At 45.9% G+C, this 12,728-nt stretch carries 9 protein-coding genes and 1 pseudogene; 1 reads left to right on the top strand and 9 read right to left on the bottom strand.

Annotated features, from left to right (window positions below):
- A pseudogene (locus EXN75_RS12510) lies at positions 1-257 on the bottom strand (IS1380 family transposase); the annotation flags it as partial.
- 104 nt (positions 258-361) lie between these two features.
- Between EXN75_RS12510 and EXN75_RS12505 the strand changes: the two are divergent.
- Positions 362-646: a DUF4738 domain-containing protein gene (locus tag EXN75_RS12505; protein WP_134844065.1), complete on the top strand. Its 285-nt coding sequence runs from the start codon at positions 362-364 to the stop codon at positions 644-646.
- Positions 647-859: 213 nt separating this feature from the next.
- Here EXN75_RS12505 and EXN75_RS12500 read toward each other — a convergent pair whose 3' ends face one another.
- The 8 genes from EXN75_RS12500 to thrA all read right to left on the bottom strand — a co-directional run bounded on the left by EXN75_RS12500 (position 860) and on the right by thrA (position 12,422).
- A complete protein-coding gene (locus EXN75_RS12500) occupies positions 860-2,008 on the bottom strand; it encodes a sodium ion-translocating decarboxylase subunit beta (RefSeq protein ID WP_022111035.1) in 1,149 nt (382 codons plus the stop codon).
- 7 nt (positions 2,009-2,015) lie between these two features.
- Entirely contained in the window at positions 2,016-2,492 is a 477-nt protein-coding gene (locus tag EXN75_RS12495; RefSeq protein WP_022111034.1) for an acetyl-CoA carboxylase biotin carboxyl carrier protein subunit, read from the bottom strand.
- Positions 2,493-2,565: 73 nt separating this feature from the next.
- Positions 2,566-3,627 carry an OadG family protein gene (locus EXN75_RS12490; RefSeq protein ID WP_118116967.1) on the bottom strand — a complete coding sequence of 354 codons (1,062 nt, stop codon included), beginning with the start codon at positions 3,625-3,627 and terminating at the stop codon, positions 2,566-2,568.
- A 159-nt stretch (positions 3,628-3,786) separates the two neighbouring features.
- Positions 3,787-5,478, bottom strand: coding sequence for a putative transporter (locus EXN75_RS12485; RefSeq protein ID WP_134844064.1), 1,692 nt, complete (start codon positions 5,476-5,478; stop codon positions 3,787-3,789).
- A 181-nt stretch (positions 5,479-5,659) separates the two neighbouring features.
- A complete protein-coding gene (locus EXN75_RS12480; protein ID WP_134844063.1) occupies positions 5,660-6,907 on the bottom strand; it encodes a phosphoglycerate kinase in 1,248 nt (415 codons plus the stop codon).
- 392 nt (positions 6,908-7,299) lie between these two features.
- On the bottom strand, positions 7,300-8,601 hold the full coding sequence (thrC, locus tag EXN75_RS12475; RefSeq protein WP_022111030.1) for a threonine synthase: 1,302 nt from the start codon (positions 8,599-8,601) through the stop codon (positions 7,300-7,302).
- A 47-nt stretch (positions 8,602-8,648) separates the two neighbouring features.
- Positions 8,649-9,956: a cofactor-independent phosphoglycerate mutase gene (locus EXN75_RS12470; protein WP_134844062.1), complete on the bottom strand. Its 1,308-nt coding sequence runs from the start codon at positions 9,954-9,956 to the stop codon at positions 8,649-8,651.
- Positions 9,957-9,986: 30 nt separating this feature from the next.
- Positions 9,987-12,422 carry a bifunctional aspartate kinase/homoserine dehydrogenase I gene (gene thrA, locus EXN75_RS12465; protein ID WP_134844061.1) on the bottom strand — a complete coding sequence of 812 codons (2,436 nt, stop codon included), beginning with the start codon at positions 12,420-12,422 and terminating at the stop codon, positions 9,987-9,989.
- Positions 12,423-12,728 lie beyond the last annotated feature (306 nt).

Genomic DNA, 12,728 nt, shown 5'->3' with positions numbered 1-12,728 from the left:
CATGTACGAAGGGTAGGATGATACGAGAGATGGCGCATCAGTTGTGACGTTACATCTTCCACGCATGAGCCGCCACAGAAATAAACGCTCATCAGCGAACGGACTATCTCGCTGAACTGATATCCGAAGATACTGCTGCATCTCTGACCCAGTGTTGAGTCGATAACGGGTGAAAGCATGGAGTCAAATTTCTCCATGATTGAAAAAATTCCTCCAAAAGGTGTGAGTTTCTCAGATTTAATTTGTATTTTTGCCATGTCATATTAGAGTTTTGCTTGTTTTCTTTTTGCAACACTAAGATAAGTGAAAATTCTGACATGGCAAAATCCTGGGCAACTTTTTGTTGCTCAGGAACTTATAAATAAAGTTAAATTATAGTGTTGCGGAATTAAGGAATATTATCAATCTCAACGTGTTCCATGGTGCCAACAAACTTTTCTCTCATGATTTCAAAAAGAAAGATTTTGAGAACAAGGTGCCTGAATCTTTCTTGGAACAGGCTGTGTTGAGTGACCTGCTCTTTGAGAGGATAGACGAAAAGGGGATTCATTACCTGGCTGTCTTGGCCATGCCTGACAGTTCGCTGAGTTATCAGGTTAAAATCGTGGTTTCTTATCAGGGAAAACTGGAAATTCTTTCTGTTTAATCTGAAATAGTTCTTTATCAGATATAGTTTCTGGCAAGATTCGATACAAATTTTGAGTATCGGATCTTGCCAGATTTCTTTTATAAATATAGTATAAAGGTGTGCCATAAGTACATGGCGCAATTTTATTCGTCTGATGAAGAAAATCTCTGGTGAAACGAAAAAGAGGATGTATCATAGCCTTATGACATATCCTCTTATTATTTGAGAATTTTAATTCAGGAAGCCGAGCAAGGCACCGGCTGCTACTGCCGAACCGATAACACCTGCCACATTTGGTCCCATAGCGTGCATGAGCAGGAAGTTGTGGCGGTCGTATTCCAAACCGAGATTGTTGGAGATGCGGGCGCTCATCGGTACAGCACTCACGCCTGCATTACCAATCAGCGGATTCAGTTTCTTGTCTTTCGGCAAGAACAGGTTCATCAGTTTCACAAAGAGAATGCCGCTTGCTGAGGCTATAATGAATGCCAAGGCACCAAGGGCGAAAATCTTGATGGTGTTGAGGGTCAGAAATTCTGATGCCTGGGTGGAACATCCTACTGTCAGACCGAGGAGCATCACCACGATGTCGTTCAGGCTGCTGCCAGCTGTCTTGGCGAGTCTTGTTGTCTTTCCACTCTCTTTCAGGAGATTTCCGAAGAAAAGCATACCGAGTAGTGGCAAACCGCTTGGCACGATAAAAGTGGTAAGCAATAAACCGATGATAGGGAAGAGTATCTTCTCGGTCTGACTTACTTGGCGAGCTGGTTTCATCTTGATGACACGCTCTTTCTTGGTGGTAAGAAGTCGCATCAAAGGTGGCTGAATCACAGGCACTAACGCCATGTAGGAGTAGGCACAAACCGCAATGGCTCCCATCAGGTTTGGGCTCAACTTGCTGGAGAGGAAGATGGCGGTAGGTCCGTCGGCTCCACCAATGATGGCAATACCTGCAGCCTGATTAGGCTCGAATCCTAAAGCTAAGGCTATCATGTATGCTCCGAAAATACCAAACTGGGCGGCGGCTCCGATAAGAATCAGTTTCGGATTGCTGATGAGTGCCGAGAAGTCTGTCATAGCTCCAATACCCAGGAAGACGAGTGGCGGATACCATCCCTGTTTTACTCCCTGATAGAAAATATTGAGTACGGAGTTGTCCTCGTAAAGACCGATTTCGAGTCCTGCATCAGCACGGAAGGGGATGTTGCCAAGGATGATGCCCAGTCCGATAGGCACGAGAAGCAAAGGTTCGAAATCCTTCTTGATGGCGAGCCAGATGAAGATGGCTCCCACTAAGATCATGATGAGATTTCCTGCCGTGGCATTGGCAAAGCCCGTATAGGTCAGGAACTCATGAAAGTTTTGTATGATGAAATCCATAAGCTATCTATTTAATGGTTACTAACGTATCGCCTTCCATCACGGCATCGCCCTTGTTCACGTTGATACTTGTGATGGTTCCGGAAGTTTCAGCCTCGATATTATTCTGCATCTTCATGGCTTCAAGGATGACAACCGTATCTCCAGCATTCACCTTGTCGCCTACCTTTACCTTGATTTCGTTGATAGTACCAGGCAGAGGGGCTACCACAGGCTTACCGGCTGCTGCCGTTGGTGCCGAACTTGTACTTGCTGCAGAGGCAGAAGAGCTATTGGATTCTTCACTCTTCACTCTTCGTTCTTCACTTCCTTCTGCTCTTCGTTCTTCACTCAGTTTTACTTTCTGCTTACCGGCTTTCACAGGTTGCTTCATTTCCACTTCGAATGGGATTCCATTCACGGTCACGTTGGCGATATTGCCTTCGATGTCTTGGATTTCGACTTCGTAATCGACACCCTTGACAGTATATTGATACTTTGCCATAGTTTTAAATCTTTAATATTTATATTTTGAATCAGTAAAGCTATTGAGTTCTTCACTCTTCGTTCTTCACTCTTCACTTATTATTAAAATTCGGGGCATTCCATCTTGTCTGTTTTGGTTTGATGGTGATGATACCGGATTCAATATCATGTACATCCTCCAGGTATTCTTTCAGCGCCAATGAAATGACAGCCATATAGATTTCCTTGTCAATACCCTTGGTTGTCAAACCATCCTTGAGCATCACGTTGGTCTTGTGACTGATTTCTGATGTCACTTCTATAGTCTTCTTTCCTGTCTTATATAATAGGTTGGCGTGTTTCTCCGTAGCACGAGCAATACGCTGTTTGTGCTTCATGTAAGCGCCGAAAGCCCAGAAGAAGATGAAGAGGAGGGCAAGGCAGGAGAAGACGATGCCCATGGAAAGTACGGCGATGCCAACGCCGTATGGATCTGTTTTCTTGAGTATCTGGGGTTTGCTCAGACCATTTGGCTGTGGTAGGTAACCTGGTGTTGTTTCTTCCAAATTGCAGATTTTCCAAGTCTTGAAATCGCTGGTCAGAGCATAGGATTGATCTGCTGCCAACCACGGAATGCTGATAGAGTCTATCAGATCTACAGCATTACCATCGTAGAGAGCGATCCAGTTGTTTTTTTCATGGAATGCATCTGCTATTTCCTTGAGAGGGACTAATCCGAGTTTTAGTTGGAAAGGTCCTGTACCTTCACTCAACCATCTGAAGTGTCCTTTTCCCTTAGGAAAACAGTCTGGGCATGTTTCTTCCGAATCTTCATACCAGATATAGCGGTCGTAGATGATCACACTTTTCTTGCCAGCCAAGGTTGTGCGAGGCTCGTTGTTCGGCAGAGGACACATCAGCTTTCGCCGTTCTTCGGGCGACATCTTTTTGTCGAGAACTCTCCGGTCGGTAGTCAGGAACATACCGCGAATGTTGTAGGTTGTAAACGAGGAATTGGATAGCTCCACCCATGATTTATGTGCACCGTACTCATCCACAATGCTTGTACGGTTGTTGGTCATCACCTCCGTTATCCGGATGCTTTTGGCTCCTTGGCTCCAAGTGGGCAAGGATGTGATGAACCCTATGCTTAATATAAGTCCCAATTTTTTCATACGCTTCTAACGTTAAAGGGTTATTCTTAGGTTTCTTGGCTCAAAGATACGAATTATTTGGGAATAAACCATAAAAAAGGTGCACATTTTTTGAAAAATGCGCACCTCTTTATAATTTATAACTTTTTGTTAAGCTTATTTCAGTAATTGTAAGCTATATTATCCGCAGAAGAACAAAACGACAATCTGTGCCGAGAAAATTCTGAGGAACATACTCAACGGATAAACGGTAGAATAGCCTACTGCAGGAGCCTCTTTCGAGCATGAAGCATTTGCATAAGCTAATGCTGGTGGGTCGGTATAGGTACCTGCAAGCATACCCATGATGGTGAAGTAGTTGAACTTATACTTCAGACGGGCGATGGTTCCGATTATCAGGATAGGGATGACTGTAATGAGGAAACCGCAACCTACGTATTTCAGTCCGTCTCCCTGTACTACTGTATCCCAGAATCCTGCACCAGCCTTGATTCCCACACTTGCCAGGAACAATACCAGTCCGATTTCTCGTAGCATCATGTTGGCAGAGGTGGTCGTATAAGTCACCAGTTTGAAGTGATAACCGAATCGGCCGATCAAAATAGCGATGATCAGCGGACCACCCGCGATACCTAATTTCAGAGGAACTGGCATTCCTGGTACTGCAAATGGGAGGCTACCGAAGATGATACCTACCATGATACCTACGAAGATGGTTGCGATGTTAGGTGCATCCAGACGCTTCACGGAGTTACCCATCATTTCTGCCACACGGTTTACATTCTCTTCAGGACCTACTACCAAAATCTTGTCACCTACGTGGAAGTGGTGGTTGCGGCCTGCAAAAATGTCCATTCCCTGACGGGAGATACGGGTTACGTTCACGCCATATACGCTGGCGAAGTGCATCTTACCGAGGGTCTTACCATTCATTTCTGGACGGGTAACGATAATGCGGCGGGAAACAAAGTGCTGAACCTCATCCTTTTCGCGGTCCCATTCTGCATCAATCTCAGGGCCGATGAATGCCTTGATCGCTTCTGCATCAGCCTCAGCACAAACTACGAGGAGCTCGTCGCCTACCTCAAAGGTTGTCTTACTATTTGGAATGCTCACCTCGCCCTTGTGCAAGAGACGTGAGCATACAATGTCGCGGTTCAAAAACTCTGATACTTCACGTAATGTGCGACCTGCGATATAAGCATTCTCCACACGCAAGTGCATGTTGTGTGCCTTGGCATGTGGGTTGGCTGCATCTTCCATGTTCAACTGTTCTTCCTCCTCTTGAGGGTTTACCTTGCAGATATACTTGATCAGAATGGTAGCGCCAATGATGCCAACCACACCAAGAGGGTAGGCGCAAGCATAACCATTGGCAATACTTGGCGCACCATTAGGGAATACGCTGAGCAACGCTTCATTGGCAGCACCAAGACCTGGGGTATTGGTTACAGCACCATAGAGCGTACCTACCATCATCGGAAGGTTGTTAGGATTGCTTGTGTCAAAGAACAAGTAGTAGCATGCAAACATCACGCATACGTTGAGGAAAATGGCTCCTGTAGAGAGCAAGTTAAGGGTGACACCACCTTTCTTGAAACTCTCGAAGAAACCAGGACCTACCTGAAGACCAATCATGAAGACAAAGAGAATCAATCCGAAGTCTTGTATGAAAGTCAGGATATCCTTTGGTGCTGTGAATCCCACATGACCTGCGAGAATGCCAGCGAAGAGAACGAAGGTTACACCTAAAGAGATACCTCCGATTTTGATTTTACCGAGATACACGCCGATGGCAATGACAATCGCATAGAGTAGGGCGATGTGAGCCACGGATTCCGTATTGGTAAATAGATTAATGATCCAATCCATTATTATTGTTAAGTTGTAGATTCTTAGGGGTATTTGCTAAAACTGAAAATTCGAGGACACCACCAAAGAGGATGCCCTCGAACTTATATTTTCCTTTATCTTCAAGCTTTCTATAGGAATATTTCCTGAAATCCGGGAAAGTCCTGACGATTACTTTTAGATAATTAAATGTGTTTAGCTATTACTTCTCGATAGCAGCTACACCTGGCAATACCTTACCCTCGATAGCCTCGAGAAGAGCACCACCACCTGTAGAGATGTAAGAAACCTGATCAGCCAAGCCGAACTTGTTGATACAAGCTACAGAGTCACCACCACCGATGAGAGAGAATGCACCCTCCTTAGTAGCCTCAGCGATTGCGTCAGCAATTGCCTTAGAACCACCAGCGAAGTTGTCGAACTCGAATACACCAGCAGGACCGTTCCAGAGGATAGTCTTAGCACCCTTGATAGCTGCAGCGAAAGCCTTGCGAGTCTCAGGACCTGCGTCCATACCCTCCCAACCGTCAGGGATGTTGTTAGATGGGCAAACCTGTGTATTGCAGTCGTTCTTGAAATCGTCACCGCAGATAGAGTCTGTACCGAGTACGAGGTTTACGCCGTTCTCCTTAGCCTTCTTGATTACATCGAGAGCAACGTCGAGCTTGTCATCCTCGCAGATAGACATACCGATCTTGCCACCGAGAGCCTTAGAGAATGTATAAGTCATACCACCGCAGAGAATGAGGTTGTCAACCTTGGTCAACAAGTTCTCGATGATACCGATCTTAGTAGAAACCTTAGAACCACCCATGATAGCTGTGAATGGGCGCTTGATGTTGCCGAGTACTGCGTCAACAGCCTTTACTTCCTTCTCCATCAAGAAGCCGAGCATCTTGTGGTCCTTATCGAAGCTGTCAGCGATAACTGCAGTAGAAGCGTGCTTGCGGTGAGCTGTACCGAATGCGTCCATTACATATACATCAGCGTAAGAAGCCAACTTAGCAGCGAACTTCTTCTGGCGTTCCTTCATCTCAGCCTTGGCAGCGTCGAACTCAGGAGTACCCTTCTCTACGCCAACTGGCTTGCCTTCCTCTTCTGGGTAGAAACGAAGGTTCTCGAGCAAGAGAGCCTCACCTGGCTTCAAGGCAGCAGCCTCAGCATCAGCGTTACCGCAGTCCTTAGCAAACTTAACCTCTACACCGAGAGCGTCAGAAACGTTCTTTACAATCTGAGAAAGAGAAAGTTCTGGTTTAACTTTGCCCTTTGGCTTGCCCATGTGGCTCATCATGATAAGAGCACCACCGTCTGCGAGTACCTTCTTCAAAGTAGGGAGGGCACCACGGATACGAGTGTCGTCAGTTACATTACCATTCTCATCCAATGGCACATTGAAATCAACGCGTACGATTGCCTTGTGACCGGCAAAGTTAAAATCTTCAATTTTCATTTTACCTAAATTTTATTTTAGTTGTTATTAACTTATTTACTACTTTGCATGGATACTGCACAACTTCGCATAGGATGGGCTTTAGGAGAGCTTGCCGCTGCTAATCATGATTGTCCTGCTGAAACTGTAGGCAAAAATAATAATTTTATTTGATACTGCCAAATTATTGGCTATGAATTATAGAATTTTTGTGCTAATTGTTGTAAATCTGTAATATGGAGTTTACAAATAGACGTCCACAAAGCACAAAAAAGCCTTTCTGCCGAAAAAACAGAAAGGCTCTTATGATGTTTTCTGATTGCTTGCCATTCCATTTAGATGATGGGTTGCAAAGAGAGAAACTTTTGTCTTTTTATTCGTTCCACATGTGTCTTTTTATTCGTTCACATGTTTTATTCGTTCATCAGATAGTTCTTGAATGAAGCGAAGTCCTTGGTCATTTCGATGCTCTGCTTCTTGCCCTTCATAAACTCGGCAAGGCGTGCAGGAATCTCGATGTCAGAACCGAGGATGCTATCTACCTTCTCCTTGAACTTGGCTGGGTGAGCGGTCTCCAGAAATACACCTACTTCGCCTGGTTTCAACTGCTCTTTCAGGGCACGATAACCGCAAGCGCCATGAGGGTCAAGTACATACTTGGTGTCATTGTAGCATTGCTTCATGGTCTCTGCTATCTGATCGTCCTTGTAGGTGGCACCGCTGATATAGGCTGTGATGGCATCATGATTGCCCTTGTAGAGATCATAGATGCGGGCGAAATTGCTTGGGTCGCCTACGTCCATTGCGTTGGCAATGGTTGCCTTGCTTGGCTGAGGTTTGTACTCACCTGTCTGCAGGTAGTTGTAGAAAATATCGTTGGCATTGTTGGCTGCGATGAAGCGGTGGATAGGCAAGCCCATCTCGTGACCGAACAGACCGGCTGTGATATTACCGAAGTTTCCGCTTGGTACACAGATTACCAACTTGTCTGCCAATCCTTTCTCCTTCATACGTGCATAGGCATTGAAATAGTAGAATGCCTGAGGCAGGAAGCGAGCTACATTGATAGAGTTGGCTGAAGTCAACTTCATGTGCTTATTCAGTTCCTCATCCATGAAAGCTGATTTTACGAGTGCCTGACAGTCATCGAAAACGCCATCCACCTCAAGGGCTGTGATGTTCTGACCGAGGGTCGTAAACTGGCTTTCCTGAATCTTGCTCACCTTACCCTTTGGATAGAGTACATAGACATGAATGCCCTCTACGCCGAGGAATCCATTGGCTACGGCTGAACCAGTATCACCAGATGTGGCAACGAGCACATTCACTTCTTCTTTGCCTTCCTGGCGTACGAAGTATTGCAACAGACGGGCCATGAAACGGGCACCTACATCCTTGAAAGCGAGAGTAGGACCATGGAACAATTCCAGAGAGTAGATGTTTGGTTCTACCTCTACGACAGGGCAATCGAATGCCAAGGTGTCATAGACGATTTTCTTCAAAGAGTCTGCATCCACATCCTCGCCAAAGAAAGCGTCTGCCACCTGATAAGCTATCTCCTGGAAAGAGAACTTTTCGATATTGTCGAAGAATTCCTTTGGTAACTTCTTGATGATTTCAGGCATGTAGAGACCGCGGTCTTCTGCCAAACCTTTTACTACTGCCTTGTGAAGATCGGCAATCGGTGCTTTCTTATTTGTTGAATAATATTTCATTTTTCCAATTTTTTTTATGTTAATGATGTCTGTTTAATTGATAAACATTATTTGATGGCCATGAATGCATTCATGAAGTCTTGCAGCTGTAGCAGACCATAGCTGCCACGTACGCAACTTACCTCGTCGTATTTCTCTACCTCGTCAGGCGCTATGCCTGGGTAGTAGATGATGAAAGGTACTGGCTCCTTCACATGGGTGCGAATTTCTACTGGAGTAGGGTGGTCAGGCAGGATGGCGATGCATACTGGTTCATCCCACTTGGAAACCTCATCGTAGATAGGCTTGATGAGTCTTCTGTCAAGGTTTTCTATAGTCTTGATCTTCAACTCCAGATTGCCATCATGACCGGCCTCATCGCTTGCTTCTACATGTACATATACGAAATCGTCGCCTTCCTTCAGAGCATCAATAGCCGCCTGCGCCTTACCTTCATAATTGGTGTCAGCAAGACCTGTCGCTCCTTCCACGATGATGTTACGGAGACCGGCATAATGACCGATACCGCGAATCAGATCGACTGCAGAGATGACAGAACCTCGCTTGATCTGAGGATACATCTGTGAGAGCGTGAGCATGTGAGGACGATAACCGCCGCCCCAAGGCCAGATGATGTTAGCCATGCGCTCTCCGCGTTCCTTGCGTGCCACATTGAAAGGGTGGTTCTCCAGGATTTCCTGACTCTTCAGAATCAGTTCATTCAGGAGATCGGCAGTCTGCTGTGCGCTCATGCGGTATTCATCGGCTAACGGATCGATAGCCTTGCCGTTGGCATCCTTGTCATGCGCAGCGAGCAATGCTGCATCTACGTTCTCCATCGGTTTTACCAGAAGTGGTTTCCATTCCTCGTTCGGATGATCGTGAGGAGGAGCACAATCCACATACTTATTACCTCCCTTGATAATCAGGAGGTGTCGGTATTGGATACCTGTGATAAACTTCACGATGCCAGGATACTGACTGGCGAGTTTCTCGTTCAGATACTTGATGAGTACATCTGCATCCTCTGTTTCCAGATTGCCTCCGTTGTGGGTGATGATAATGCCATCGTTCACATTGATAATATTGCAGCGAAGGGCGAAATCATTCGGACTCATCTCGTAGCCGATGCTGGCTGCTTCCAAAGGACCGCGTCCCTCATAGACTTCATTCTGGTCGTAGCCCATGATAGAACTGTTGGCTACCTCTGAACCTGGATGAAATCCGTCTGGTACTGTAACGAGTCTGCCTGTCTTTCCCATCTTGGCAAGCATGTCCATATATGGTTTGTTGGCGTATTGCAGCAAGGTCTTGCCACCCAGTCTCTCCACTGGGTGGTCAGCCATGCCGTCGCCAAGTATGATAATATGCTTCATAATTGTTATCCTTTTAATGGTATGATACGATTAAATGTTGGCGATACTCATGATGTTGGCGAATACACCGGCTGCAGTTACGCTGGCTCCGGCTCCATAACCCTGAATCATCATAGGGTATTCCTTGTAGCGCTCGGTGGTGAGCAATACGATGTTGTTGCTGCCTTCGAGGTTGTAGAACGGATGCTCTGGACCTACTGCCTGCAAGCCTACGCTGGTCTTGCCACCATCGAGGGTTGCCACGAAGCGCCAGCGCTTGTGCTCGATGTCGAGGGTCTTGCGCTTTGCCTCGAATTCTGCATCCAACTCAGGCAACTTCTTCCAGAAATCATCCAGACTGCCCTGGAAGTATTCGTCAGGTACGAAGAGGTTCTTTTCAACGTCATCTTGTTCTACGCGGTAGCCTGCTTCACGAGAGAGGATTACCAACTTGCGTACAACGTCCATACCGCTCAGGTCGATGCGTGGATCTGGCTCGCTATAGCCCTTCTCTTTGGCGAGGCGAACGGTCTCAGAGAATGGTACGACACCAGAGATAGCATTAAAGATAAAGTTGAGCGTACCAGACAGAACTGCCTCAATCTTAAGGATTTTGTCACCAGAGTTTCGGAGGTCGTTGATAGTTCCAATGATAGGAAGACCAGCACCTACGTTGGTTTCAAAACGGAATACGACACCACGCTGGATGGCCGTCTTCTTCAATCGCTCATAGTTCTCATATTCGCTGGAAGCAGCTATCTTGTTGGCTGCGATGATGCTCACGTTGTGCTCCAGAAGACTCTGGTAGAGACTGGCCACATCCTTGCTTGCAGTACAGTCCACGAATACGCTGTTGAAGATATTCATATTCAGAATCTTTTCCTTCAGGGTCTCGTTGGTACTTGGTTCTGAAGCCTTCAGAGCCTCACGATAATTGTCGAGGTCGAGACCGTCACGGTCGAAGATGGCATTGTGGGAAGATGCAATACCCACCACGTTGAGCTTGAGTTTGTTGCGCTCCTTGAGTTCTTCGTACTGGTTCTTGATCTGCTCAATCAGTTTGCCACCCACGGTGCCCACACCGCAGATAAAGAGATTGAGCACCTTGTATTCTGAAAGGAAGAAACTGTCGTGTAATACGTTCAATGATTTGCGGAGGAAATCGCTCTTTACTACGAAAGAAATGTTGGTCTCTGAAGCACCCTGTGCACAGGCGATGACTGAGATACCACTTCGTCCGAGTGTACCGAACAGTTTACCAGCGATACCAGCAGCGTGCTTCATGTTTTCACCTACGATGGCGATGGTAGCCAGACCACATTCTGCGTGCATAGGGAACATGGCGCCGTCGGCAATCTCATTTTTGAATTCCTCATTCAATACTCTTACAGCTTCTTCTACGTCCTGCTCTCTTACACCGATAGAGGTAGAGTTCTCTGAAGATGCCTGGGAAACCATGAACACAGAGATGCCTTCATTGGCAAGAGCGGTAAAGATACGGCGGTTGACACCGATGACACCGACCATGGAAAGACCGGTTACGGTAATAAGTGCTGTACCATTGATAGAAGAAATACCCTTGATAGGTTTGGAGTCGCCATCAATCTTGTTCTTGATGATGGTGCCAGGAGCCTCTGGGTTGAAGGTATTCTTGACCTTGATAGGAATATTCTTGACACAAACTGGGTAGATAGTAGGAGGGTAGATGACCTTTGCACCAAAGTTGCAAAGCTCCATCGCCTCGATGTAACTCAGTTCGTTGATTGTGTAAGCTGATTTGATGACACGTGGGTCTGCAGTCATAAAGCCATCCACATCGGTCCAGATTTCAAGCACTTCTGCATTGAGTGCTGCTGCGATAATAGCTGCGGTGTAGTCGCTACCGCCACGTCCGAGGTTGGTAGTACGCTCGGTATTCTTGTCGCGGCTGATAAAACCCGGTACGAGAGAGATGCGAGGCAGCTCTGCGAAGGTATCCTTTACCAATTTGTTAGTCAACTCACTATCGAGGGTATGCTTTCCGTTGATACGCTCTGTCTTGATGAAGTTACGTGAGTCAAACCACTTGGCGCCACGAATCAATGTGGCAACGATCTTCGAACTGAGCCTTTCTCCATAGCTCACGATGGCATCCTGTGTCTTTTCGCTTAAATCGTGGATGAGATACACACCGAAATAGATGCTCTTCAACTGCTCGAAGAGGGCATCGATCGATTTGAATAAGTTTTCTCTGTCTGAGGTGTCGGTGATGATGGTGTCTATCATCTTGTGGTGGCGATCAACCATGGCGTCGAATTCGACTTTCCATTGTTCATCACCCTTGAGGGCAAGCTGAGACGTTTGCAGAAGTTTGTCGGTGATTCCACCAAGTGCGCTCACGACAACCACTACACTCTGTTTCTTAGCCTCATTTTCTACGATACGTTTTAAGCTGAGGATGCTTTTTACGGAACCAACAGATGTTCCGCCGAATTTTAATACTTTCATTTGTTATTGATTTTTGTTGGTAATGTAGTGCTCCCCCCGAAACGACCGGGGCTGAAACAAAACTTGACCGCAAAAATACAAAGTTTCTGTCAAACTGCCAAAGAAAATTGGAAAAAAGTAACAAATTGCTGCAAAAAATGTATTTTTATACTATTTTTTACAGCAATTGTATGTATATTTAGGGGTGCTATTATGGAAAGCTTTGTTTTTGGTAAGCCTATGTGAGCAAATTGAATAGCCATATCTTTATCTCCTATATTTTATGATTCATACACCTATATATATAATAAGGTGTAATCCTCTGGG

Source organism: Segatella hominis, from assembly GCF_004535825.1.
Classification (GTDB): Bacteria; Bacteroidota; Bacteroidia; order Bacteroidales; family Bacteroidaceae; genus Prevotella; species Prevotella hominis.
Note: the sequence above shows the minus strand (reverse complement) of the source record. Positions and strands in the feature narration are given on the sequence as shown.